The 26,389-nt window shown below is 27.9% G+C and carries 26 protein-coding genes; 13 read left to right on the top strand and 13 right to left on the bottom strand.

The genetic code is table 11. The features are described from left to right. Positions 1-24 precede the first annotated feature (24 nt). The 5 genes from ppk2 to AC2TY9_RS14635 all read left to right on the top strand — a co-directional run bounded on the left by ppk2 (position 25) and on the right by AC2TY9_RS14635 (position 7,484). On the top strand, positions 25-915 hold the full coding sequence (gene ppk2 / locus AC2TY9_RS14655) for a polyphosphate kinase 2 (protein WP_489780438.1): 891 nt from the start codon (positions 25-27) through the stop codon (positions 913-915). 107 nt (positions 916-1,022) lie between these two features. Then, the gene (locus AC2TY9_RS14650) at positions 1,023-4,421 is read left to right on the top strand and encodes a transporter substrate-binding domain-containing protein (protein ID WP_489778262.1); all 3,399 of its coding nucleotides are present in this window, start codon (positions 1,023-1,025) and stop codon (positions 4,419-4,421) included. 69 nt (positions 4,422-4,490) lie between these two features. After that, complete coding sequence (gene uvrB / locus AC2TY9_RS14645) at positions 4,491-6,464, top strand: excinuclease ABC subunit UvrB (RefSeq protein ID WP_489778261.1); 1,974 nt, start codon at positions 4,491-4,493, stop codon at positions 6,462-6,464. Positions 6,465-6,473: 9 nt separating this feature from the next. After that, the gene (gene nth / locus AC2TY9_RS14640; RefSeq protein ID WP_489778260.1) at positions 6,474-7,127 is read left to right on the top strand and encodes an endonuclease III; all 654 of its coding nucleotides are present in this window, start codon (positions 6,474-6,476) and stop codon (positions 7,125-7,127) included. Between the two features lie 72 nt (positions 7,128-7,199). Continuing rightward, entirely contained in the window at positions 7,200-7,484 is a 285-nt protein-coding gene (locus AC2TY9_RS14635) for a hypothetical protein (RefSeq protein WP_489778259.1), read from the top strand. Between the two features lie 30 nt (positions 7,485-7,514). On the opposite strand, the gene AC2TY9_RS14630 is transcribed toward AC2TY9_RS14635, so the two are convergent. The 3 genes from AC2TY9_RS14630 to AC2TY9_RS14620 are packed head-to-tail and all read right to left on the bottom strand — an operon-like array spanning position 7,515 to position 9,187. Further along, entirely contained in the window at positions 7,515-8,492 is a 978-nt protein-coding gene (locus AC2TY9_RS14630; RefSeq protein WP_489778258.1) for a hypothetical protein, read from the bottom strand. Further along, complete coding sequence (locus tag AC2TY9_RS14625; RefSeq protein ID WP_489778257.1) at positions 8,482-8,892, bottom strand: hypothetical protein; 411 nt, start codon at positions 8,890-8,892, stop codon at positions 8,482-8,484. Before AC2TY9_RS14625 ends, AC2TY9_RS14630 begins: the two co-directional genes overlap by 11 nt. Before the next feature lies 1 nt (position 8,893). Next, positions 8,894-9,187, bottom strand: a complete 294-nt coding sequence (locus AC2TY9_RS14620; protein ID WP_489778256.1) for a hypothetical protein — start codon at positions 9,185-9,187, stop codon at positions 8,894-8,896. Between the two features lie 226 nt (positions 9,188-9,413). Here AC2TY9_RS14620 and AC2TY9_RS14615 point away from each other — a divergent pair, with 226 nt between their 5' ends. Further along, positions 9,414-11,384: a TonB-dependent receptor gene (locus AC2TY9_RS14615; protein WP_489778255.1), complete on the top strand. Its 1,971-nt coding sequence runs from the start codon at positions 9,414-9,416 to the stop codon at positions 11,382-11,384. Between the two features lie 26 nt (positions 11,385-11,410). Here the strand turns inward: AC2TY9_RS14615 and AC2TY9_RS14610 are convergent, their stop codons facing one another. After that, positions 11,411-12,640 (bottom strand): HD domain-containing protein, encoded by a 1,230-nt coding sequence (locus tag AC2TY9_RS14610; RefSeq protein WP_489778254.1) that lies wholly within the window; start codon positions 12,638-12,640, stop codon positions 11,411-11,413. A 237-nt stretch (positions 12,641-12,877) separates the two neighbouring features. Between AC2TY9_RS14610 and AC2TY9_RS14605 the strand changes: the two genes are divergently transcribed. Both AC2TY9_RS14605 and AC2TY9_RS14600 read left to right on the top strand, forming a co-directional pair. After that, positions 12,878-13,858 carry a DUF2156 domain-containing protein gene (locus tag AC2TY9_RS14605; RefSeq protein WP_489778253.1) on the top strand — a complete coding sequence of 327 codons (981 nt, stop codon included), beginning with the start codon at positions 12,878-12,880 and terminating at the stop codon, positions 13,856-13,858. After that, positions 13,855-14,277, top strand: coding sequence for a GNAT family N-acetyltransferase (locus AC2TY9_RS14600; RefSeq protein ID WP_489778252.1), 423 nt, complete (start codon positions 13,855-13,857; stop codon positions 14,275-14,277). The genes AC2TY9_RS14605 and AC2TY9_RS14600 overlap by 4 nt, the downstream gene beginning before the upstream one ends. Positions 14,278-14,289: 12 nt before the next feature. Here AC2TY9_RS14600 and rpiB read toward each other — a convergent pair whose 3' ends face one another. Genes rpiB through folD form a run of 3 tightly spaced genes read right to left on the bottom strand, consistent with a single transcriptional unit; the run spans position 14,290 to position 16,385 of the window. Beyond that, the gene (gene rpiB, locus AC2TY9_RS14595; RefSeq protein ID WP_489778251.1) at positions 14,290-14,739 is read right to left on the bottom strand and encodes a ribose 5-phosphate isomerase B; all 450 of its coding nucleotides are present in this window, start codon (positions 14,737-14,739) and stop codon (positions 14,290-14,292) included. Beyond that, positions 14,739-15,524, bottom strand: coding sequence for a signal peptidase I (gene lepB / locus AC2TY9_RS14590; RefSeq protein WP_489778250.1), 786 nt, complete (start codon positions 15,522-15,524; stop codon positions 14,739-14,741). The genes rpiB and lepB overlap by 1 nt, the downstream gene beginning before the upstream one ends. Further along, positions 15,525-16,385: a bifunctional methylenetetrahydrofolate dehydrogenase/methenyltetrahydrofolate cyclohydrolase FolD gene (gene folD, locus AC2TY9_RS14585; RefSeq protein WP_489778249.1), complete on the bottom strand. Its 861-nt coding sequence runs from the start codon at positions 16,383-16,385 to the stop codon at positions 15,525-15,527. A gap of 87 nt (positions 16,386-16,472) precedes the next feature. On the opposite strand from folD, the gene AC2TY9_RS14580 reads away from it, so the two are divergent. The 5 genes from AC2TY9_RS14580 (at position 16,473) to AC2TY9_RS14560 (ending at position 19,543) form a co-directional block, all read left to right on the top strand. Beyond that, positions 16,473-16,853, top strand: coding sequence for a c-type cytochrome (locus tag AC2TY9_RS14580; protein ID WP_489778248.1), 381 nt, complete (start codon positions 16,473-16,475; stop codon positions 16,851-16,853). Between the two features lie 78 nt (positions 16,854-16,931). Further along, positions 16,932-17,468 carry a 50S ribosomal protein L25/general stress protein Ctc gene (locus tag AC2TY9_RS14575; protein WP_489778247.1) on the top strand — a complete coding sequence of 179 codons (537 nt, stop codon included), beginning with the start codon at positions 16,932-16,934 and terminating at the stop codon, positions 17,466-17,468. Positions 17,469-17,480: 12 nt separating this feature from the next. Next, positions 17,481-18,032 (top strand): aminoacyl-tRNA hydrolase, encoded by a 552-nt coding sequence (pth, locus tag AC2TY9_RS14570; RefSeq protein WP_489778246.1) that lies wholly within the window; start codon positions 17,481-17,483, stop codon positions 18,030-18,032. 1 nt (position 18,033) lies between these two features. Further along, a complete protein-coding gene (locus AC2TY9_RS14565) occupies positions 18,034-19,107 on the top strand; it encodes an LptF/LptG family permease (RefSeq protein ID WP_489778245.1) in 1,074 nt (357 codons plus the stop codon). Continuing rightward, on the top strand, positions 19,100-19,543 hold the full coding sequence (locus AC2TY9_RS14560; protein ID WP_489778244.1) for an NUDIX domain-containing protein: 444 nt from the start codon (positions 19,100-19,102) through the stop codon (positions 19,541-19,543). The genes AC2TY9_RS14565 and AC2TY9_RS14560 overlap by 8 nt, the downstream gene beginning before the upstream one ends. On the opposite strand, the gene AC2TY9_RS14555 is transcribed toward AC2TY9_RS14560, so the two are convergent. From AC2TY9_RS14555 to pyrH, 6 genes are all read right to left on the bottom strand, one after another. Then, complete coding sequence (locus AC2TY9_RS14555; protein WP_489778243.1) at positions 19,506-20,483, bottom strand: N-acetylmuramoyl-L-alanine amidase family protein; 978 nt, start codon at positions 20,481-20,483, stop codon at positions 19,506-19,508. The genes AC2TY9_RS14560 and AC2TY9_RS14555 overlap by 38 nt on opposite strands. Before the next feature lie 427 nt (positions 20,484-20,910). Further along, positions 20,911-21,942 carry a nitronate monooxygenase gene (locus AC2TY9_RS14550; RefSeq protein WP_489780437.1) on the bottom strand — a complete coding sequence of 344 codons (1,032 nt, stop codon included), beginning with the start codon at positions 21,940-21,942 and terminating at the stop codon, positions 20,911-20,913. Between the two features lie 64 nt (positions 21,943-22,006). Further along, the gene (gene tyrS, locus AC2TY9_RS14545; RefSeq protein WP_489778242.1) at positions 22,007-23,215 is read right to left on the bottom strand and encodes a tyrosine--tRNA ligase; all 1,209 of its coding nucleotides are present in this window, start codon (positions 23,213-23,215) and stop codon (positions 22,007-22,009) included. An 11-nt stretch (positions 23,216-23,226) separates the two neighbouring features. Then, a complete protein-coding gene (locus tag AC2TY9_RS14540; protein ID WP_489778241.1) occupies positions 23,227-25,365 on the bottom strand; it encodes a RelA/SpoT family protein in 2,139 nt (712 codons plus the stop codon). A gap of 45 nt (positions 25,366-25,410) precedes the next feature. Beyond that, positions 25,411-25,626, bottom strand: coding sequence for a DNA-directed RNA polymerase subunit omega (locus tag AC2TY9_RS14535; RefSeq protein WP_489778240.1), 216 nt, complete (start codon positions 25,624-25,626; stop codon positions 25,411-25,413). A 48-nt stretch (positions 25,627-25,674) separates the two neighbouring features. Continuing rightward, complete coding sequence (gene pyrH / locus AC2TY9_RS14530; RefSeq protein ID WP_489778239.1) at positions 25,675-26,382, bottom strand: UMP kinase; 708 nt, start codon at positions 26,380-26,382, stop codon at positions 25,675-25,677. Positions 26,383-26,389: the final 7 nt, after the last annotated feature.

Here is a 26,389-nt window from a genome sequence, read left to right as displayed (position 1 = left end):
AAATATTTGGAGATATAAATGAAAATAGATAAATTATATGAGCGAGAAATTGAAGATATTTTAAGTTATGAAGATTTTATTGAAAAAATTGGTTCAAAGGCTGATGAATCCTTTTTAAAAGAACTTCATAAAAAATATGAATATAGATCTCAAGAAGAAGCTTTAAGAACTTTACAAATCGAGCTTATAAAACTACAAGAGCACCTTGAAAAGAAAAATGAAAAAATGGTTATATTAGTTGAAGGTAGAGATGCTTCGGGAAAAGGTGGTGCTATTAGAAGAATCACTAGATATATGAATGAAAAACATTATAGGGTTGTTGCTTTAGGCAAACCTTCAAGTACAGAAATGACACAATGGTATTTTCAAAGATATGTTGAACAATTTCCTAAAGCAGGGGAGATAGTTATCTTTGATAGATCTTGGTACAATAGAGCTATGGTAGAACCAGTTTTTGGATTTTGTACAGAAAATGAATATGAAACTTTCATGAAAACTGTTACAAGATTTGAAGATGATTTAGGTGAGCATGGAATTCATTTTTTAAAAATTTATTTTTCTGTAACAAAAGATGAGCAAGCAAGAAGATTTGAAGAGAGGGAAGAAAACCCTTTAAAACAGTGGAAACTTAGTGAGATTGACCTTCAAATGCAAGAAAGATGGCTTGAGTTTACAGAAAAGAAATACAGAATGCTAAAAGAAACAAATACTGAAAAATCTCCTTGGATAATTATTAGAAGTGATGATAAATTTGTCGCTAGATATAATGCCATAAAAACAATCCTAAATAGTGTTCCTTATGAAGGAAGAGATGAAAGAATAAACTTTCAAGTAGATCCTGATATTGTTATCAATGCAGAAAAAGAACTTGAAATCATGGATGAAAACGCAAAAAAATTAAATATAAAATTGTAGAATAAAATCTACAATTTTATTAACTTTCCCTAAATTATAATTTTTTTACTTCTTAGTAAACTTATATTATATATAATATGAAATTATTGAACTTAAGGCTGTCTTGTATGTTAAGAATGTTACTAATATTCTTTCTTTTATCTATTTCATCATTCTCAAATGAATTATTAACAAAAGAAGAAAAAAACTGGATTAAAGATAATCCAAATATTAAAATTGCGATGATAAATAATTTTCAACCCTTTAGTTATATTGAAAATGGAAAACACAAAGGTTTTAGTGTTGATTTATTAAATAAGATTTCAAAAATTAGTGGCTTAAATTTTGAAGTAAAGAATGCAAGGTGGTCGAAAACACTTAACTCTTTTAAAGATCAAGAAGTTGATATGATATCAGATATCTCTTATACTAAAGAAAGAGAGAGTTTTTCACTTTTTACTAATCCCTATTATGAAATTCCAATTTATATATTTGGTCTTAAAAATGATAAAAATTATATAGACAATTCAAGCTTAAAGGGAAAAAGAGTTGGCGTTACTAAAAATATATTTTATAAAGATGAACTTATAAAACTTGGAATTAAAATTGTAGAATTGGTTTCTAGTGAAGATAAAGCAAAGGCATTGGTAACTGGTCATATAGATTATTTTCTATCTTCATATACAACAGGAATAAAAGCAATAAAAACACAATCTTTAGTTGATGTAAAAGCAATTGATGAATTTAATGATATAAAAAAAGAGGATTTAAGATTTGCAGTAAATAAAAATAAACCTATATTAAAATCAATTCTGAACAAATCATTAAAGAAAATAGAAAATAAATACTTCTTTTACTTGTCAAATAAATGGATTCTAGGAAATGAAAATATTGATAACATATCAAAGCTTTTTTCAATAGAGGAACAAAATTTTATTAATAATACAAAAAATAAGCCTATTAAAATAGGTTCAATTGATACTTATATTCCTTTTAGTTTCTCTTATAATGGGGAAAAAATTGGCTTCACTCAAGAATTAATAGAAATAATTGCCAAAAAAAGTGGTTTGAATTTTGAAAAAGTAGGTGGAACATGGCCCCAAGTTTATGGAAAATTTAAAAATAAAGAGATTGATATAATTTCAGAATTATCATACAGAGATGAAAGATTGCCTTTTACTCTTTATACTAAACCTTATTATGAAATTCCAATTGGTGTATTCGCAAAAGAAGATTTTGGTACTTACAGTGGATTTAAATCTTTAAAGGGTAAAAAAGTAGGGATAGTTAAAGGCTCATATTTAATTGGTGCTTTAAAAGATGAAAAAGATTTTGATATAGTTCAATTTGATACAAACAATGAAAAGTTTTATGGTTTAAGAGATGGTATTGTTGATGTAGTTTTAAGTAGGACAATGAGTATTTATAGGCTTGAAGAGCTTATGATAAAAGGGATTAAAACAGTTGGAATATTTTCAAATGATAAAATTAAAAATGAAGATTTAAGATTTGGTATTAGAATTGAACAAAAAACTTTAGCCTCTATTATGAGTAAGACTTTAAGCTCTATTCCTTTCTCAAAAATTAGCCAATTAAAACAAAAATGGATTTTAGAAAACTATGGGAAACAAGATATAGATTCAAAAAACACTTTAGTTTTTACTCAAGAGGAAAAAGAATTTATCATAAAACATCCTGAAATAACTTACAGTGAGGTAAATTGGAAACCTTTATCTATAATTGAAAATAATAGAATGAATGGAATTATGGGGGATTATCTTAAATTAGTTTCTAAAAAAACTGGAATAAAATTTAACTATATTCCAGCTTCTTCATGGCCAGAAGTATTAAATATGTTTAAAGATAAAAAAATAGATTTAGTCCCAGGAATAGGAACAAGTCCCCAAGAAGTAAAATTAGGCTTAGTTAGTAAAACCTATAGTAAATATCCTATGGCAATAGTAACAGGAGAGAATATAAAGTATATTCAAAACTTAAATGAGTTAGATTCAAAAACTATTGCTGTTCCAAAATACTATACAAGCTATAACTATTTAGTTCAAAAACATCCAAATATAAAAATCCTTGAAACTTCAAATATTCCTGAAGCTTTATTAAAAGTTGAGGCAAAGGAAGCTGATGCATTTATAGGTCATATTGCAACTTCTTTGTATTATCTTAGTGATCTTCATTTAAAAAACTTAAAAATAAGTGGAGTTGCTGATTTTAACTTTGAGCATAAATATCTTATTCAAAATGAGTATCCTTTATTATTATCAATAATTAATAAAACTTTTGATGCTATAACTCAAGAGGAGAAAAAAACAATTCATTCAAAATGGATTCAACCTCAAATTATAAAAGAGAATACAAATTATGAGCTTATTTATAGGATTATAGGAGGATTTACTCTAATCTTGATTGTGGTTTTATATTTTTTAAGTATGTTGAAAAAACAAAAAAAAGAGTTTGAAACAATATTTGAAACTTCAAAAGATGGTATAGCAATAATTGATTTAAAAACAAATTTTTTAAAATATAATGATGCTTATTTAAAAATGTTAAATTATTCTGATGATGAATTAAAAACTAAATCACTAGATAAACTAGTTATTTTAGAGCAAAAAGAGTTGTTGAGAAATATGTTAAAAAATGTACTAATAGACGGATATGTTAAAAATCTTGAAACAGTTTATATTGATAAAGATGATAATAGAGTGAATGTTAATATGACTGCTTCTTTACTTCCAGATAAAAAAAGAGTTCTTATTGTTACAAAAGATGTAACATCCTTAAAACTGCTTGAGAATCATATGAAATTAGCTTCAATGGGTGAGATGATAGGAAATATTGCCCACCAGTGGAGACAACCTTTAAGTGTAATTACAAGTAGTGCCTCAGGCCTTAGAATAAAATCTGAATATGATGATAAAATATCTTTAGATGATGTAAAATCTTTTTCAGACACTATTTTAAATCAAGCTAATTATCTATCTGAAACAATTGATGATTTTAAAAACTTTATAAAAGGTACAAATGAGTTTAAGCAAATTGATATTTTAAGTGTTGTTAAAAAATCACTTAGTTTAACAAGACCTTCTATTTCAGATAACTTTATAAAAATAGTTAAAGATACAGAAGATAATTTGAGTATAAATGGTAATAAAAGTGAATTAGAACAAGTATTAATTAATATTATGAATAATGCAAAAGATGCCCTAATTCAAAATGTAAATGAGGGAGATAGATTAATTTTTATATCCACAAAAAAGATAAATGAAAACTCTTTGGAATTAAAAATTTGTGATAATGCAGGAGGAATTTCTAAGGATATTATCCAAAGAATTTTTGAACCATATTTTACTACAAAACACAAATCAATTGGTACAGGGCTTGGTTTATCAATTGTTGATAAGATTATTAGACAAAGACATGAGCAAATAATCAACGTTTATAATGAAAGTTTTAAGCATGAAGGTAAAGATTATATGGGTGCTTGTTTTTCAATAATTTTTACAAAAAAGTAAATACTTATGGCAAAGAATTATAACTAAAGTTTGAACAACTCATAATTCAATCTTAGATATAATCTTGTCATGAGTAAATTTAAAGTAAAAACCCAATACGAACCTGCTGGTGATCAACCTACTGCAATAAAGCAAATAAGTGATTCAATCATAAAGGGAAACAAATATACAACACTTGAAGGTGTAACAGGTTCTGGTAAAACATATACCATGGCTAAGGTTATTGAAAAAACCCAAATGCCAACACTTATCATGACACACAATAAAACTTTAGCTGCACAGTTATATAGTGAATTTAAATCATTTTTTCCAAACAATCACGTAGAATATTTTATCTCTTATTATGATTATTATCAACCTGAAGCATATATTCCTAGAACTGATTTATTTATTGAAAAAGATTCATCAATTAATGCTGAACTTGAAAGATTAAGATTAAGTGCAACAGCTTCACTTCTTAGTTTTGATGATGTTATTGTTATTGCTTCTGTATCTGCAAATTATGGTTTAGGTAATCCTGAAGAGTATAAAGCAATGGTTCAAAGAATAGAAGTAGGCTTTGAATATTCTCAAAGGGAGTTTTTACTAAAACTAGTTGAGATGGGTTATAAAAGAAATGATTCTTTTTTTGATAGAGCCGATTTTAGAGTAAATGGGGATGTTATTGATATCTTCCCTGCTTATTATGAAGATGAATATATTAGAGTCGAGTTTTTTGGTGATGAGGTGGAGTCTATTACTAAACATGAGTATTTAACTAATGAAAAAACAAAAGAGTTAGAAGAGGCAATTATCTATTCAGTAAATCCATTTGTTGTTTCAAATGATAGATTAGCAACTGCAGTTAAAAATATAGAAGAGGAACTTGATGAACGACTTCAGTTTTTTGAAAAAGAGGATAAAAGAGTAGAGTATCAAAGATTAAAACAAAGGGTTGAATTTGACCTTGAAATGATTGAAGGTACTGGAATGTGTAAGGGGATTGAAAATTATGCAAGACATTTAACTGGTCAAAAGCCAGGTGAAACTCCATACTCTCTTATGAATTATTTTGAACAGATAGGAAAAGATTTTTTGCTTATAGTTGATGAATCACATGTTTCTTTACCTCAATTTAGAGGTATGCATGCAGCAGATAGAAGTAGAAAAGAGGTTTTAGTTGAATATGGATTTAGACTTCCAAGTGCCCTTGATAATAGACCTTTAAAATTTGATGAATTTATAAAAAAAGCTCCAAACTTTTTATTTGTTAGTGCAACTCCTGCAGATCTAGAGATAGAAAAAAGTGAGGTTGTGGCTCGTCAGATTATTCGACCAACTGGACTTTTAGATCCAATTATTGAGATAATGGACTCGGAATATCAAGTAGAAAAATTACATGATGAAATAAAAAAAGTAATTGAAAAAAATGAGAGAGTATTAGTAACTGTTTTAACAAAAAAAATGGCAGAGGAGTTAAGTTCTTATTACTCAGATTTAGGGATGAAAATTAAATATATGCACTCTGATATTGATGCAATTGAAAGAAATCAAATTATTAGGGAATTGAGACAAGGTGAGTTTGATGTTTTAGTTGGGATCAACCTTTTAAGGGAAGGTCTTGATATTCCTGAAACTTCACTTGTGGCTATTTTAGATGCAGATAAAGAAGGTTTTTTAAGATCTCGAACATCTTTAGTCCAAACAATGGGTAGAGCTGCAAGAAACCAAAATGGTAGAGTGATTTTATTTGCAAAAAAAATTACAGATTCTATGCAATATGCAATTGATTTAACAAATGAAAGAAGAGCTATACAAGAAGCTCATAATAAGAAGCATGGAATAACTCCAACAACAACAACCAGAGCTTTAGATGAAAATCTAAAAATGGAAGAGTATGATGATGTAGCATGGAAAAGGGAAAAAATGAATAAAATCCCAGCTTCTGAGCGAAAGAAAATTTTAATTGAATTAAATAAAGCTATGTCAAAGGCTGCTAAAGACTTAAACTTCGAAGAAGCAATTAGATTACGAGACCAAATAGAGAAAATAAAAAAAGCCTAAAGGATTAATTTGCCAAGATTAAAAAAAGCTACAAAAGAAGAGATTCAGATTATAAAAGAAGCTTTTCAAGAAAACTTTTCAGATGCAGTTACAGAACTAAATTATAAAAATGATTATGAGTTATTAATTGCAATTATACTTTCAGCTCAATGTACTGATAAAAGAGTAAATATAATAACACCTGCACTTTTTGAAAAATATCCAAGTGTTTTTGAACTTGCAGATGCCAATCTTGAAGATGTAAAAGATTTACTTAAATCTTGTTCTTTTTTTAATAACAAGTCAAAGAATATAATCAAAATGGCTCAAAGCGTAATTGCAAATTATGATGGTGAAATTCCTCACAATCAAAAAGAGTTAATTAAACTTGCTGGGGTTGGAAACAAAACTGCAAATGTATTTATGATTGAATTTGAGGGTGCAAATTTAATGGCAGTTGATACTCATGTATTTAGAGTTTCCCATAGACTTGGACTTTCATATGAAAAAACAGTTGAAAAAACAGAATCAGAATTGGTGAAAAAATTAAAAGATGATTTACATATATTCCATCAAGCTATGGTGTTGTTTGGAAGATATACTTGTAAAGCCTTAAGTCCTGAATGTGATAAATGTCTATTCCCTCACGTTTGCAAAACTAAAAAATCTTTTAAACCTCAATAATATTTAAATTATAAGCAACTTTTATGAGTTCTTAAATTATGATATAATGAAGAATTTATTGAAGGAGTTGTTATGGGTAAAGAAGTTATAAAAGTCAAGACAGTAACCTTGGCACAACACTTTAGAGAGGATAAAGTCAATATTTCACATATTGAAAAACCCTATGGTGAACATAGTAGTCCTGTAGTTAGAATAGATAGAGTTGAAAGTGGAAAAACTACTGGATTAATTGAAATTCCATACAAAAATATAGAAGAGGTAATTGAAGCATTACACAAAGCTGAAGAACTTTGTGAGTCTATTCCCCATGATGAACCACATGGTGAAATCAATGCAGATATTGGTGGTGGAGCATAAAGCTTTTGCGAATAGACCTTTTTAAAGGTTCTATTTGCTTTTATAAAAATCTTCTAAAAACAAATCTTTCATTTTTTGATTTAGTCCATTGGCATTAAACATTATAAGTTCTCTATAATATCTTTGTAAAGTTTTATCTTTTAGTATCGCTTTTCCACCTTTTTGAATCATTCCCAAGGTTATTGCCTTTTGAGTTAGATTAAAAAGTTCAACTCTTAATTTATCTAATAAATCTCCATTTTTACACAATAGTATTTCATATTTTAATTTTTTGAAATCCTTTTTCAGTTCTTTTTTGAAGTTTTTATCTTTAATATAATCTAAAACCCCTAATGCTAAGCTATAAATTGCAAAATGAACAGTTTTAGACAAAGATTTATTTCTTGTATAATTTCCAATAGGATTAGAAGAGACTATATTTTTTTCTTCCACAAAAAAGTTGTCTAGTTTTATATTAACAGTATTTAATGATTGTCCAACAAAAACTTCAGGAGATTCACTTATCTTAAACCCCTCTGTCTTTTTAAAATCAGCTAAAACTTCAATCTCTTGATTATTAGAATGAAAACCAATAAGAAGTTTATTAAATATTTTATAACCACTTGCCCAAGTTAATTCACCATTTAACTTATATCCACCTTCACATCTTTTTGCATTTACATAGGTTTTTGGTGCCCTTAAATGGTTTATCGCTATTCCACATTTTTTTTTGAAAAATAGCTCTTTTCTTTTGAAGTTATTTTTATTCATTATTGCATTTGCTGCAAGAATTTGTATACCTAAAAAAGTTAGAGCAGAGGAATATTTAGTGATTTTACTAAAAAGCTTAAATTTTAGTTTATCTTGAAGCTCTTTTTCATAATTGTATAAAGTGAATAAACCATTTTTATAGGCTATATTAAAAGCTTTTTTTAATAACTTTTTATCATCATCAATTTTCTCCAGTGGTAGTTTTTTTAATTGCTTTATTGTTTTATTTATTGCTTTTATATATTGCTTACTTTTCATCACACTTTTCATTTAATGTATTAAAGTTTTCAAATACATATTCATCTTGAATTTTCTTTATTTTCACACCTTTTGCACTACATACAAACTCTTTACCATCTTTTTTTACTATGTAGTCAAAGTTGTAAATAAATTCACTGTTTGAAGAAACTGTCTTGTTATTTAATCTTTCAAAGGTGAACTTTTCTATTTGGCTATTCTTTTCAGATTCATATTTTGTTATAAAAAGATTTGGAACTTTTTCTTCTTGATTTTTTATTGTAAAATTTGCCACAACTATAGTTACTATAATAACTAAAACTAAAATAGCTATCTCTTTTGTTTCAAATTTATTATTCATTTTATAAATTAAAAAAGCCATTAATACTATAGCTATTAGGATTACTAAAACAAATTGCATATTATTTTCCTTTTAGTCTTTGTTTGAATTCTTCTTTTGACAAATATTTATTACTTGAAGTAGGTTTTGCTAGAAATTCATCTTCTAAAACTTTTTGTTGTTGAAATTTTTGTTTGTATACATCCCGTGACATATATCTTTTATTTTCATTGTTATTTATAGATGATGAAACAGGTTTAATATTTGTATCTTTATTTAAGTCAATATTTTTAATAAGACCAGTTTTTAAATTTTCTAAAATATTTAAAACAGTTGATAGGTTATTATCATCAATATCAATGGTAATCTTGGCCATAAAACTCCTTTTTGTGAAGTATATCATAAAAAGAAAAAAACTTTTTTTAGAAAAGAAGAAGAAAAAAAACTTTAATGAAAAGCTAATATTTTATCTATTTAAGAGAGTGAAAATCTCTTTATTAAATATGTATTCAAAAAGAGTGAAATTAAAAGTTAACAGTAAATTAACTAAGTGAAAATATAATACAAAATTAAATTATAAAAATATAAAAATAAGGAAACAAATGAAAAAAAGTATTATATTTTCACTTTCAACAATAAGCATACTTTTTGCTGAAAATGTGGTAAATATTGATGAAATTAAAGTTTCAGAGGAAAAAATCAATACAACAATTGTAAAAGATGTAAGTAAAGAAGAGATCAAATCTGCTGATTTAGCTGAATCATTAGTTAAAAATATTCCATCTATATCCCTTGTTAGAAGAAGTGGTATTGCAAATGATATTATTTTAAGAGGTGCAAAAAAAGATAATATTAATATATTAGTTGATGATTCAAAGATATATGGAGCATGTCCAAATAGGATGGATCCTGCTACTTCTCATGTTTTAACAAATAATATTGAAAAAGTTACAGTGATTGAAGGGCCATATGATGTTGAAAATTTTGGAACATTAAGTGGTTTAGTAAAAGTTGAGACAAAAGATCCCACAAAAGATTTTTCTGGAGATATAAATCTAAATATGGGAAGTTTTGGATATAAAAAAGGTTCTTTTACTGTAAGTGGTGGAAATGATTATATTAAGTTATTATTATCAGCCTCAATGGAAAAATCTGATCAATATGAAGATGGAAATGGAAATGACTTTTATGAGCAACAAGTTGCAAATGGTATAGCATCTAGTCCAAATCCAATGGTAAGTAGTAAATTATACTCTTCTTCTTATCAAGATGCAGAAGCTTATGAGAAAAAAACATTACTTACAAAAGCTATAATTAATATTGATGATAGTTCAGAATTTAATTTATCATTAAATCTAAATAGAAGTGACAATGTCTTATATCCAAATACTCCAATGGATGCTGCATATGATGATTCAGATATTTATACTATTGCTTATACAAAGAGAAATCTTGGAAGGTACTCAAAAGAATTAAATGTTGAATATTATTACTCAAAAGTTGATCACCCTATGGATACTGCTTTTAGAGTTGCAGCAAATGGTGGAACTGTTGTAACTAATCATATGAACTCGTCAATTTGGGGTTCTAGAATTAAAAACTCAATGGATATTGCAGATTATGTTTTAACTTACGGTTTAGATACTAGTGTAAGAAATTGGAAAGGGCAGATGTTATCTACAACAGGAGGTGTTTCAACTGTAACAAGTACTTCTTTAGCTTCTACAGATACTAAAAATAAAGCATTATTTACAACATTAGAAAAAAGCTTTGGTGCATTAGATATAGAAGCTGGAATCAGATATGATGATACTAATATTGATAATGTAAATAGTGCAAAAACCAATAGAAAATATAATGCCTTAAATGGAAATGTTTTCGCAGTTTATAATTTAGATAATGAAACAAAAATATTTGCAGGTATAGGTAAATCCTCAAGAGTTCCAGATGCTAGAGAGTTATATTATGGGGCAACAAATAATAATCTTGAGGATACAAAAAACTATGAAATTGATTTAGGGTTTGAAAAAAGTTTTGGTGATTTATTTATAAAAACAAAAGTTTTCTATTCAAAATTAGAAGATTATATTTATAATGCAAGTGGATTTGAAAATATTGACGCATCTATTTATGGTGCAGAAGTTTCTGGATTTTATTTAATAACTGAAGATATGATACTAGATTATGGTTTATCTTATTTAAAGGGTAAAAAAGATGGAAATTATGCAGATAAAGATTTAGCTGAAATACCTCCATTAAAAGCAAACTTATCATTAAGTTATGATTTTGGACCAAGTGTATTAACAACTCAATTAATTGCCTCAAAAGGTTGGAGTTCTTATGATTCAACAGCTGGTGAGCAAGATTTAGGTGGTTATGCAGTTTTAAATACTAAATATAATCATAGTATAAGTAGAGATTTTGATGTAACATTAGGAATTGATAATATATTAGATAAAACATATACATCAACAAATACTTATAATGATATTAAATATATTGGAGCTGGAGATACTGAACTTTTAAATGATCCGGGAAGATATTTTTATATAAATTTAAAATATACTTTTTAAAAAACTAAAAAGAGATTTTTCTCTTTTTAGTCAAAATCCATTCGAACTTGAGTTTGTCCAGTGGTACAAAACTCTTCATCAATTTTTTTTGCTATTGCATGAAAGTTGATACCATTTATTTCTTTTAGACCTTTCATAATTTGCTTTTTACCGTTTACTAATTCTTTTGATTTGATTCCATGGGAAATAGATAAGGATGCTTCCACAAATGCAGATAATTTATCACATTGTTTTAAAGCTTCTCCATCAATTGCATTGAATTTATCCATATTATATTTTGAAACATCATCTACTAATGTAATATTCCCATTCTGATAAATTCTATTTGCAAACTCATCTTTTGATTCTTCATACATCCCTAAAATATAACAAAATTCATCGTGGATAAACTCTGGAATATTTGGCAAGATCTCATCTTGTATTTTTTTGATTTCATATTCTGCAATAATATCTGATAAATCATCAACTGAATATTTTACAGGGGTTATAATATCTCTTGTTAAAGCTTCAGGTAAATCATGAAAAAGAGAAGTGAAAAAGTTGTTTTCAATTCTTTTTGGGCAAGCATTAACTTTTATTGAATAAAAATAAGCAAAAATAGCAACTGTAAGCATATGCCCTAAAACTGAAGTTTCTGGGATTCTTGGTGTTTGTGCCCATCTTTTCTGAAATCTTAATCTACCACTTAAATCAACAACCTTTGCAAGTTTTTTATTAAGTGCAATTTTTCTTACACCAATTAATTCATAATAATCTTCAATCTCTTCATCAACACTTTTTTTAACCTCTTCAATATCTGAAAGAAAGGTTGAAGTTTGGTAAACTATTGAAAATTCCCATCTAGTTGAAAGATAAGATGCTGCTTTTAAAATAAATCTTTCTTTCTTATAGATATTTGGATTATTTAAATACTCTTCAAATTTTTGTAAAAAAATACCATCGTTTATTTCACTTAAAGATTTTTCTAAATTAGCTATAACCCAAGAATTAATCTCTTTAGCTTTTTTTTGTAAGGCATTTCTAAATACATCAGGTCTAATATCAGTTACAACAACACGTCTTAAAAACTCAAAAATTGCAGCTTCAATTAGGTGATTATAATCAACATCTTTTTCAAATTTTGCAATAAAATATGCAATAATTAATTTATGAGCTTGTTTATCTAGTTCTACAAGTTCAACCATTCTTGGATAATCATTCCATCTTTGAATTGATGCAGATGAAAATATATAGTCTATAATTTTAGGATTTATCATTTTGAATTCTTTTTATCGTCAGAAAAAAACATAAGTTTTTTACCAAGTAGCATAAATGCTACAACTACAAGTGTTACCGTATATGCTACCCAATCTTCATGCATTTTGTCTCTTTTTTTGTTTTAGAGATTATCCCATAATAATGATAAATTGGTACTTAGGATTTTTTACTGAAAGTTTGATGCAAATTGAAAAATTAGATGTATAATTCCAAAAATTAATATAAGGAATACTCAAATGTCAATACTAACAATTGGCAACTATACATTAAAACATTTTGAATTGAATGCAAAAGAGATAATGGATAAATACTTAAAAGAGATTAGTGTAGATTTAAGTGATTATACTTTTGCTGGAAATTATATTTGGCTTTCAACAGCAACAGGTTTTTATTCAATTGTAAATGATACTTTTTGTCTTTTTATTTTAAATTCAGGTGAACTTACAATGCTTTTACCTCCAATAGGAAAAAAAGAAAAAACATATGAGGCTATATTAAAATGTTTTGAGATTATGAATGTTCATAATAGTAATAGAAACTATTCAAAGATTGAGTATGTTCATGAAGATATATTAGAGGGGTTTGTTGATTATTTAGAGGAGGGCACTTTAATATATGAGATGTTAAAAGATTTCCTTATAGAAAAAAAGCTTGTGGATTATATTTATAAAGCTAATAATTTAATTGATTTAAAAGGTGACTCATATAAATCAAAAAGAAATGAGATTAATAAGTTTATAAAGATTTATCCAAATCATAGAATAGAAGTTTTAGAAAAATCAAAACATGGTGAAGCTGTTATTCAACTTTTCAATAAATGGGTTAAAGATAGAACAACATATATGCCAAAAGAGGAGGTTGAAATTTTCCTTGATGGTATCTATTTTGAAAGATTTGCAATAAAAAGGTTGTTTAATAATTATGAAAATCTAGATGTAATTGGACTTGTAATTTATATAGATGATGAGATAAAAGGTTTTACTGTTGGTGAAAAAATCAATGACACAACAGCAAGTGTAATTATTGAAAAAACAGATTTTGAAATATTAGGATGTGCACAATTTATTTTTAGAGAATTTACAAAAATATTAAAAGATAAATACGCAATAGAGTATGTGAATGTTGGTGATGATATGGGATTTGAAAACTTGAAAAAAGTAAAAATGTCTTATAGACCAAATAAACTTGTTCCAAAATATACAATCTATCAAAAATGAAAATACAAAAAGCAATTAAAGAGGATGCAAAGAAACTCTTTATTTTAGAAAATGAAGTTTTCAAAAATGATACTATGATGCTTTCATTAAGTAGTTTTTATTATCATTTAAAAAACAATATAATATTCAAAATCGAAGAAGACGATTCCATTTTAGGTTATATACTTTGGTTAGAAAGAAGTAAGTACTTTAGACTTTATTCTCTATGTGTTTCAACAAAGTTTCAAGGACATAGTTTTGGAAAAAAGCTTTTAGAATATAGTTTTGAAAAAATACCCAAAAAAGCAATGCAACTAGAAGTTAGATTATCAAATCAAAAAGCTATAAAATTATATGAAAAGTTCGAATTTAAAAAAGTAAAAATATTAAAAGATTTTTATGAGAATGAAGATGGAGTTTTAATGAGAATAGAAAGATAAACTTTCTATTCTTTATACTCTACAGCTTCCAAATAGATTATTGATTTTTTCAACTCTACCTTCATGTCTTCCACCTTCAAAAGATGAATTACACCAAGCATCAACTATTGCTTCAACCATTCCATATCCAGAAACTCTTTCTCCCATACAAATTATATTTGCATCATTGTGTTCTCTGGCCATTTTTGCACTATATTCATTGTGACAAAGTGCTGCTCTAATACCATCAAATTTATTTGCAGCCATACTCATCCCAATCCCTGAACCACAAATTAAAATACCTTTTGTTCCTTCATTTGCTAAAACTTCTTTACAAACTTTTGCTGCAAAATCTGGGTAGTCAACTCTATCTTTTGAATAAGGACCTAAATCTTCAACCTCATGACCTCTTGCTTCAAATAACTCTTTTACATAAGCTTTAATGTCGATACCTGCATGGTCTGCTGCTATATAATATTTCATTAGTAAATTCCCTCTTTATGATTTATTTCTATCTCTTTGCCCATAATTTCTTGCTCTATTGATTCTGGTGTTCTAAAAACTCTATCCCATCTAATCTCTTTATTCTTATCCCAAGAAAAATAGATAAACCAAGGCTTACCTACAATAAATTTATATGGAACTGTTCCCCAAAATCTAGAGTCATTAGAGTGATCTCTATTATCACCCATCATGAAAAACTCACCTTCAGGAATAAGAACTGGCATCATATCAAATAGTTGATATGGGTTTAAACCATTTTTTGTAACAGACGGGTCATTATGAATTCCAGGGTGATCTTTTCTGTATGGATCTACTACAAATAGTTTCCCATCAACTTCAACTGTTTGGTAACCTTTGTAGTTTTCTTTTACATAATCATTACCTTCATTTGGGTGAAGTAATAGATGTTTATTTCTTAATAAAACAATATCTCCACCTACAGCTACACATCTTTTTACATAATGAATAACTTCGTTTCCTGGATATCTAAAAACAACAATATCACCCCTTTGAGGCTTATCACCTTCTATTAGATGACCATTATCATTAAAATCTGGTAAAACTTTAACTTCAAGCCATGGAATTCGCGGAACGGGAATTCCATAAGAAAATTTCTTCACAAAAAGCATATCTCCAATTAGTAAAGTGTTTTTCATACTTCCACTAGGAATTACAAAAGCTTGAGCTACGAAAAATATAATTGCTAGAACAATTACAACTGTTCCTGTCCAAGAGCTAGACCATTTGTAAAATTTGCCTAACATCTATTTACTTTCTCTATTATCTCTTAGTTTTGCTGCTTTAACTGTATTTTTTAGAAGCATTGCAATTGTCATTGGTCCTACTCCACCTGGAACTGGTGTAATATAAGAACATTTATCCTTACATCCTTCAAAATCAACATCACCAACTAATTTACCTGTTTCTAATCTGTTTATTCCAACGTCAATTACTATTGCATCTTCTTTTACCATATCTTCTGTTATAAGGTTAACACGACCTGCTGCTACAATTAGGATATCTGCATTTAAAGTATGGGCTTTCAAATCTTTTGTTTTTGAATTGCAAACTTCAACTGTTGCTTTTGCATTTATCATAAGTGCTGCCATTGGTTTACCTACAATATCTGATGCACCTATAATACAAACATTTTTTCCAACCACATCAATATCATATTCTTCTAATAATCTCATAACACCAAAAGGAGTTGCAGGTAAAAATGCATCTAGGTTTGAAACCATTCTTCCTACATTGTATGGGTGGAAACCATCAACATCTTTTTGTGGATCAATTGCTTCAAGAATTGTTGTAGTATCAACTTGTGAAGGTAGAGGAAGTTGTACTAAAATCCCATCAAGGTTTGGATTTTCATTCATTCTATCAATAATATCTAATATTTCATCTTGTGAAATTGTATCTGGCATTTCGTGAACTACTGAATAAATACCTGCATTTTTACAAGATTTTGCTTTCATACCTACATAAGTAGCACTTGCTGCATCGTTTCCAACTAAAATTACAGCTAAACCAGGAGTTACATGTTTCTCTTTTTGAAGTTCTTCAACTTCAACTTTTACTTCTTCTTTAATTTTGTTCGATAATGCTTTACCATCTAATATAGTCATACTTTTATAGCCTCATATGTATTTAAATTTAGGTTGATATAATATCTAAAAATTTTTTAATATCGCATTACATCTTAGAGGTTACAATTGAGACTAATTTTAGCAATTCTTTTTTTATCAAGTTTATTATCCGCTGCTACTAAAAATACCCTTGATAATTCTTTCATTACAAGATTTGAATATGGGGCTATGCTTTATGAAAATCCAAGGGGAGTAGGGTGTATCTCTTGTCATAAAAAAGGGGATAAACCAGTTATAATTGCAAAATATAAAGAGAAAGATAGAAAAACAAAAAAATTAGTAGAAAAATTAATAATTGCTCCTGCAATTAATGAGGTAAGTTATGATGTGTTTATTGACAAAATGACTGCCGATAAAACTGATTCTAAGGTTATGCCAACATATTTTTTAACAAAAGAAGAGCTTGATTCTTTGTTTTTTTATATCAAAAGATTAAATAAAAAATAAAACTTATATTTTCATTAAACTAACTTTTATAAAACTTTTAGTACAATCGCAGTCCAAAATTTAAAACAAAGGAATGTTATGTTAGAGGGTATCGTAAGAGATAGTATGACAAAACAAGAAACTAAATCTTTAAGAAAAGATGGTTACTTAATTGCAAATATCTATGGAAAAGGTTTAGAAAATATTAATGCTGCATTCAAAAAGAATGAATTCATTAAATTTTTAAGAAATAAAACAACTATTGCATTTGATGTAAAAGTTGGTGATAACACAGTTAAAGTTGTAGTTCAAGAATATCAAAAATGTCCAATCACTTCTGATTTATTACATGTTGATTTAATGATTGCTCAAGAAGGTGTTAGAACTTCTTATAAAATTCCAGTAACAGTTGAAGGTACTCCAAAAGGTCTTAAAAACAAAGGTCTTTTTGTATTCCATAAAAAAAGAATTCCAGTTAAATGTACAAGTGAAAACTTACCAGAGTCTTTCCATTTACAAATTTCTGATCTTGACACAGGTGATAATGTTTTAGTTAGAGACTTAGAATTACCAGAAGGTGTTGAGTGTTTCTTAGACCCAAGAGTTCCTATTGTAGGTGTTATTAAAGCTAAGTAATTAGGTTTTTTAATGCACTTAATTGTAGGTCTTGGAAATATTGGTGATAAGTATCAATTAACTAGACACAACATAGGTTTTTTAGTTATCGATGAGATAACTAAAAACCTAAGTACTACAAATATAAATAAATCAAACTTCAAATCAGACCTTTTTAAATCAGGTTATAACCTTTATTCAAAACCTAGAACTTATATGAATCTCTCCGGAGAGGCAGTTCATTCAATCAAAGAATATTATAAAATAGAAAATGAAAATATTATTGTTATCCATGATGATTTAGATTTACCCTTTGGAAGTGTTAAATTTAAAATTGGTGGAGGACATGGTGGTCATAATGGTTTAAGATCAATAGATTCTTGCATTGGTAAAGAATATATTAGAGTAAGAGTTGGAATTGGTAAGCCACAAGATAAGACACAAGTAGCAAATTATGTATTATCAAACTTTTCAAAAGAAGAATTAAATAAATTAGAAGATATAATCTCTCATACTATAAAAGCAATTGACGCACTTAAAGTTGAAGATATTGATGTAGTAAAATCAAAATTTACAATAAAATAATATGAGCATATTAACAAAATACATTTTAAAAAAATACCTATTACACTTTTTTATTGTTTTAATTTCCTTAGAGCTATTTTTTGTAGGTATGGATTTTTTACAAAACTCAAAGAATCTTCCAGATTCTGCAAACTTGCAGTTTTTGTACTTGATGTATAATACTTTATTTTCGCTTTTTTTAACACTCCCTTTATCTTTAGTTTTTGCATGGGTTGTAACCTTAGTTATTTTTATTAGAAATAATGAATTGGTTGCCTTTAGTTCATTAGGAGCAAAGAGACTTAAAATTTATATTCCAGTTATACTTAGTGCTTTTGCATTAATATTAATGCAAATATTACTTCAAATGACTCCCATTGCATATTCCTATGAACAAAAAAATAAAATTTTAGATGGAAATTACTTTAGTAGTATGAAATCAGATATATTTTTAAAGTACAATGACAACTTTATATATTTTGAAAATTTGTATCCTTTAAAAAAAGAAGCTCATAATATCCATATTTACAAAGTTATTGAAGATGATATAGTAGAAACAATAATCGCTAAAAAAGCAATTTTTCAAAATGATAAATGGTACATTATAGATGCAAAGATTGTAAAAAAACCAAAAAATTTGGATTTTCAAACTTCTAAATTAGAAGTCAGATATGAAAAGTTTTTAAATACCTTAGACGGGTTTAAACCTAAAATTTTAGATAATGTATATGAATCAAAATCAAACTTCTCTATTCTTGATGCTATTTCAGCATTAACATTATTAAGCGAACAAGGTGTTAATACTGATAAAATAAGAGCTGCTATATATTATGAAACTTTTATCCCTTTTTTCATTATTCCTTTAATGATGATGATTTTTGCCTTTAGTTCTTTAAATAGAAGATTTTTTAATTTAGGAACTTTTACCTCTTTTTCCGTGTTTGGAACCTTAGTTATTTGGGGAATATTTTTTATGTTACACAAATTTTCAAATAGTGGAGTTATAAAACCTGAATTTTCTTTGCTTCTACCACTTTTATTATGGTTTTTAATCTCATTTTTTATTTATAGAAAAAAAGTTGGAATAGATGCCTAAAGAGTATGCTTATGGTGTAATCCCATATAAAATCGAAGATGGTAAAATTAAAATCTTACTTTGTAAATCTGTAAAAAGTTATGATAAATGGGGCTGTTTAAAAGGTGTTCAAGATAAAAATGAGACTGCAAAAGAGTGTGCTAAAAGAGAGTTTTTTGAAGAATCATCTATAAGAGTTGATATTGATTATTTTGAAGAGTATTTTTTCCAAAAGAACGAATTAAAAGATATTGGAGTTTGGCTCATTGATTCAAGAAAAATTTTAAATATCAATAGTTTCTTTTACAATGATACATTATATAATTATCTATTGTCATGGGAAAATTCAAAGGTAAAGTTTTTTGATATAGAAAACTTACCTAGAATCAAAAAGAAGCAAAAGAAAATAATCAAAGATGTTAAGGATTTTTTGCAAAATAAGAATCAATTCCATTAGCAATACCTAAAGCTAACTTTTTTTGATATCTTGTTTTAAACAATCTTTTTCCTTCAACAGGGTGAGTTATATATCCAACTTCTATTAGAACTGATGGCATTTGAGCTCCAACTAAAACCCAAAATGGACCCTCTCTTACACCATTATCAACTACATCCTTATACAATTTCCTTATAGAAAATAACATATTCCCTTGTATATCGATTGAAAGTTTATGGGAAGCTGTAATTCTAGGACGATTTAAAGATTCTAAAAATGCTTGTTTTGAAGAACCACTCATTTTTCTGATGTCAGTTTTATTTTCAAGTGCTGCAACTCTTTTTGCTCTTTCACTTCTTGCTGGACTTAAAAAGAATGTTTCTATACCCTTTAAATCATTTACCTTTGACTTATGTGCCGCATTAGCATGAATGGAGATAAATATATCAGCATGTTTTTTGTTTGCTAAAACTGTTCTATGTCGAACTTTTATAAATCTATCAGAATTTCTAGTTAGATAAACTTTATATCCTCTTTTTTTTAGCAATGATTCAAGGTATTTAGTGACTTTAAAAACAGCATATTTTTCATACATCTTTTTACCTTTACCTATTGCCCCAGAATCTTTTCCCCCATGCCCTGCATCTAAAACTATAGTTCTTCCCTTACCTGGTAGATAGATTTTTGGAGATTTAGAGATTCTTGCAGGTGCTTTTTTTGTAGCTTTTTTATTAAGTCCTAAAACTGTAAGTTTGATGATATTTTTATTTACATGATATACTGTTTTTAGATTCTTTTTATCCTCAAAAAGGATTTTTAAAGTATTTTTATTTTCTTGTTTTATAACTATTTGTTTAACACCATTTATTCTCAGTTTTGTAGGAAAGGCATCTTTGAAATTACCTTTTAATTCATAAATGTCTTGGTGGTTGTTTTTTATATTTTTTTCATAAAATTTCACATAATCTTTTGTGATATTTGTATTAAAAGTGATAATTATTTGATTGTCTTTATCTTCTACAGATTTTATTGTATATTTTGATTTATTAAAATTTAATTTAGAAATTTTAGCTTTTGAAACCTTTTTAATAGGTTCTATTCTTTTAGTTGTAGTTTTTTTATCTTTTTTAACTGGCTTAATCTTAATGCTTCTTACCAGTGAACCATTATATTTTTTTAGTTCTTTTTCATATTTACTTACGTTTAGATTTAATCTTTTACCCCTATCAATTAAGATTTTAAGATTTTGAATTTCTTTATCTTGCTTGTTATTTAGAACTGCTTTTAAGTAAGAAATTCTTGCGGAGTTATAATCTTCACGTAAGTTATCTGAAGCGTTTAATAATGAAATAATGAAAAGTGATAGAAGAATAAATTTTTTAAAAATTTTATTCTCCTTTTGTCAGTTTTTCCATTAATTCATGTACTGAAATAATTTTGTCAATCTTGTATCCATTTGACCCAGAGAAGAATAAACCTGTATCTTCATCTCCAAGATATGCTGCACCTAATCTATCTGCAATACAATAACCAACTGCTTTTGCTTCAACACCTCTATTACAAGGAGCAACGCAGTTTGAAATACATTGAACTTTTGGTGCACTTTTATTTTCAATTGAAAATTGAAGGTTTGTACTAACTCCCCTTGCTGGTAATCCAACTGGAGATTTCATAAGTTTGATATCTTTATCATTGGCATTTAAAAGTACATTTTTAAATTTTTCGTCGGCATCACATTCATAAGTACCAATAAATCTAGTTGCCATTTGAACACCATCACAACCCATACTTAAGAATTTATCAATATCTTTTTTATCCCAAACTCCACCAGCAGCGATAATAGGAATATTTCCCCATTTTTTTGCTTCTTCGATAACTGGAGGTATGATATTTTCTAATTGAAACTCTTCTTTAAAACAATCTTCATATTTAAAACCTTGGTGTCCACCACTTAAAGGTCCTTCAACGATAATTGCATCTGGAGTTTTTCCATATCTTTGCCATTTTTTACAGATAAGTTTTAATGCTCTAGCAGATGAAACAATAGGAACTAAAGCAACATCAGGAAAATCTTTAGTGAATTCTGGCATATTAGTAGGAAGTCCAGCACCTGTAATAATAATATTAGCCCCTGCCTCACATGCATCTTGAACTACTCTTCCATAGTCATTAATTGCATAAAGTACATTACAAGCTAATGGGGCATCACCACATAGTTTTCTTGCATTTTTAAATATCTCTTTTAATGCGTCTTTACTATAAAAGTTTGCTACATCTTTAGGTTTATCTTTTTTTCTTACTATATTTACATTTTCACTTAGGTTTTTGTAGTAACCTGTTCCAACTCCAGAGATAACACCAAGTCCACCCTCTTTGCTAACACTACCTGCTAATTGGTCCCAGCTAATTCCTACACCCATACCACCTTGGATAATTGGGTGCTTAATTTCATATTTTCCTATTTTCAAAATTTTTGGCCTTATCTTATTTTATTGTTATCTTAGCGAAACTTTTTTTACCTTTTTGTAAAATATACTCTCCAGCTTCTAAATTTAATTTTTCATCTGTTACTTTTTGTTGGTTAATACTAACTGCATTTGCCTTAACATCACGTCTTGCTTGTGAAGTTGACTTAACTAAGTTAGCATCAACTAGTGCTTGACAAATCCAAATTCCACTTTCCATCTCAAATTCTTCTATATCTGTTGGGATATCTTTTTTAGCAAATACTTTTTCAAATTCTGCCTTTGCAATTTCCCCTTGACCAACACCATGAAACCTTTCAACAATTTCCATTGCAAGTGATTCTTTTACTTTTTTAGGGTGTAAAGATCCATCTTCTACACCAGTTTTTAAATCTTCAATCTCTTTTAATGATTTTGATGAGATTAATTCAAAATATCTCCACATTAAATCATCAGAAATAGATAAAATTTTTCCAAACATATCATTTGCATCATCGGTTACACCAATATAGTTACCCAAAGATTTAGACATTTTTTGAACACCATCTAAACCTTCTAAAATAGGCATCATTAGAACTGCTTGTTGTTTTCCCGTGTTATATGCTTTTTGTAGAGTTCTTCCCATAAGTAAATTAAACTTTTGGTCTGTTCCACCAAGTTCTATATCTGTTCCCATAGCAACAGAATCATATCCTTGAAGTAAAGGATAAGTAAATTCACTTACTGCAATTGGTGTGTTTGAAGCATATCTTTTTGAAAAATCATCTCTTTCAAGCATTCTTGCAACTGTTAAGTTTGAAGCAAGTGAGATTAATCCACCAGTACCAAGCTCCTTTAACCATGTTGAGTTAAATTTTACTTCAGTTTTTTCGGGGTCTAAGATTTTAAATACTTGATCTTTATAAGACTGAGCATTTTTTAATACATCATCTTCACTTAAAACTTTTCTTGTTTCACTTTTACCAGTTGGGTCTCCAATTGTTGCAGTAAAATCACCAATTAAGAATTGAACAATTCCTCCAAATTTTTGAAATGTTGCCATTTTTTGAATAAGTACAGTATGTCCTAAGTGCAAATCTGGTGCAGTAGGGTCAAATCCTGCTTTAACATAGAAGTTCTCACCTTTTTCATAATAGTTTTTTAGTAGTTTTTCAATACCTTCTATATCAATTATTTCAGCTGTTCCTCTTTGAATTTCAGCTATGGCTTCTTTAATCTTCTCTTCCATTTATCCTCTTTTTATGATTTATATGCATCGTTTTTAGAAAAAAACTCAATAACTTTTGCTTTTTTCTCTATAATTTTTCTAACCTCTTCAACGTTAGAATTGTTCATCTCAAATTCAATATCACAATATTGTCTATATGAATGTTTTTCTCTTCCATATTCTATTTTTAAAATATAACCTTCATATTGACTCATATGCATTAATAATTTTGCTAATTCACCTTTTGTATTTGGTAGGCTAACAACCATTTTATATTGATACAATGTATCTTTTGTCCATTGGCAATAAAGCATCTCCTCATTACCCATGATTTTTCTATAAGCTTTATCACACATTTTATGGTGAATTACAGCTTTGTTACCCTCTTTAAAAGCGACAATTTCATCATTAAACTTTGGATGACAGCAGTGGTCAAATGATACAGAATTAATACTAAAATTTGAGTATATAATCATATTATCAAATTTTAATTTTTTAATTTTACTAGTATAGATTTTAAATCTTGCTACAAACCCTTGCCCACTTATAATATTTTTTTCAATCTCATGTTTTACATGTTTAAAATAATCAAGAATATGGGGTACTTTATATAGTGAATCTACTTTGTATCTACTTACTACATCAGGAATTATAGTCTTGAAAACAGAGTTTATGATATTTCTTCCTGTAAGTTCATCAATCTCTTTTAATCTTTGTGAACATAAGGCTCTTATTTGTTTTTTTGCTCTATTTGTTTTAACTAAATCAATCCAAGAGCATCTTGGAATTGCATAATCTACAGTTTTAATAGAAACTATATCAGAGCTATGTAGTTCAGTTAAAAGGGGTTTTTTTATTTTATTGATATTACATTCAACTGCATTTTTACCAACATCTGTATGAACTGCATATGCAAAATCATAAGCTGTTGCACCCCTTGGTAAGTTAAAAGTGTCTCCTTGTGGAGAATATATCGTTATCTCTTCAGAATAAAGATCAGCTTTTGTATCTTGATAGAACTCTTCCACATTATCATTAGAATATTCTAATGATTCAAGCCAATTCAGATTTGGTTGTTGAGCTTCACCGATTTTATATTTCCAGTGGGCTGCAACTCCATATTCTGCAACTTTATTCATTTCATAAGTTCTAATTTGAACTTCATATATTTTTGAATTATAAAAAACTGTTGTATGGATTGTTCTATATCCATTCTCTTTAGGTGTTGATATATAATCCTTAAATCTTGAAATTAAAGGTTTATATTCCATATGTAGATGACCTAAAACCTTGTAACAGTCAATATCATCCTCAACTAAAATTCTTATTGCAAGTAGGTCTAAAACTTCATCAATAGTTACACCTTTTCTTTGCATCTTTAGATATATTGAGTAATAGTGTTTTATTCTACTATATATTTGAATTTTGCTTAAGTCAAAGCCATTTTTTTCTAAAAGCTTTTTAGTTGAAGAGATAAACTTATTGAAAGTTAATTGAATAGCATGTTCATGTTCTTTTATAAAGTTATCAATTTTAGTGAATTCATTTGGATAAATATATGTAAAAGCTAAGTCTTCTAAAGTATTTTTTATTGTAGAGATACCAAGTCTATGAGCAATTGGTACATAAACAACCATAGTTTCTTCAGCAATTCTAAGTTGTTTATTCTGTGGTAAAGATGTAAGTGTAAGCATATTATGAAGTCTATCACAAAGTTTTACAACTAAAACTCTTACGTCATCAATTGAAGCAATAAGCATTTTTCTAAAAGTTAAAGCTGATGATATCAATTTTGTATTTGAGTTTGAAGGAACAAGTTCATGCTCTCTTATCTCATCAATTTTTGTAAGGCCATCAACCATATGGGCAATATCTTCTCCCCATTTTTCCTTAATGAACTCAAGGTTATATTCTGTATCCTCAACTACATCATGCAATAATGCAGTTGCTATGATATCTTCTTCATTTGAAAAACGTGCAGCTACACAAGCAACTAAAATAGGATGAGTTACATAAGGCTCTCCACTTCTTCTAAATTGGCCTTCATGGGCTTCAATAGAAAAGTCAAGAATCTCTTGTAACTTTTGAGTTATTTTGGTTTCTGAATAAAGTAGTTCAATAGCATCTTTTAAATTATTGATACTCTGAATTTTTAGAATAAATGGATCCATGAATTTTTGTAAATCAAAAAGTTATAAAAGATTTAACTTCTATAACTATTCTTTATCTACAAGCCCTTCAATTTTTAAAACTCCACTTGCAATCTCATCAATTGCAATATCAGTATATTTCATATTCTGAGTATTTTTATCTAAAAGTGGTTTTGCACCTTTACTTAATTCGTCAGCTCTTTGTCCCACAGCAATTGATAAAATATATCTATCATTGTTAACTCTTTTTAAAGCTTGTGACATTCTTTCTTCTAATCTCATTTAAAATTTCCTTTTATTGGTTCCCAAAATAGGGAACCTTAATTATATTTATTTAACAATTGAACATTTAGTGTAATCACCTTTGATTATACTAAGAAGATTACCTTTTTCATTCATATTTGCAACAACAATTGGAAGTTTATTATCTTTTGCTAATGCAATTGCAGTATCATCCATAACTTTTATATGATCTTCTAAAGCTTGATCATAATTAATTGTTTCAAGTTTAACTGCATCATCATATTTCATTGGGTCTTTATCATAAATACCATCAACCTTTGTTGCTTTGATTAGCATTTGTGCCCCAATTTCAGTTGCTCTTAAAGTAGCTGCAGTATCAGTAGTAAAATAAGGATTCCCTGTACCTGCACTAAAAATTACCACTCTTCCTTTTTGTAAGTGTCTTGTTGCTCTTCTTACAATATATGGTTCAGCAATTTGTTCCATTTTTATTGCAGTTTGTAATCTTGCACTTAAACCTTTATGCTCAAGTGCTTCTTGCATAGCAACACCGTTTATTACAGTTGCAAGCATTCCCATATAATCTGCACTTGTTCTTTTAATAACACCATCAGCAGCAGCTGTAACACCTCTTACAATGTTACCTCCACCAATCACAATACCAACTTCAATATTATTATCAACTAACTCTTTGATTTCATTTGCAATGTAATCTAAAATTTGAGTATCGATACCATATCCATCTACACCCGCTAGTGCTTCCCCCGAAAATTTTACAAGTACTCTTTTGTTCATTCCATTC

Source organism: Arcobacter sp. ISO1 (genome assembly GCF_058105185.1).
Note: the sequence above shows the minus strand (reverse complement) of the source record. Positions and strands in the feature narration are given on the sequence as shown.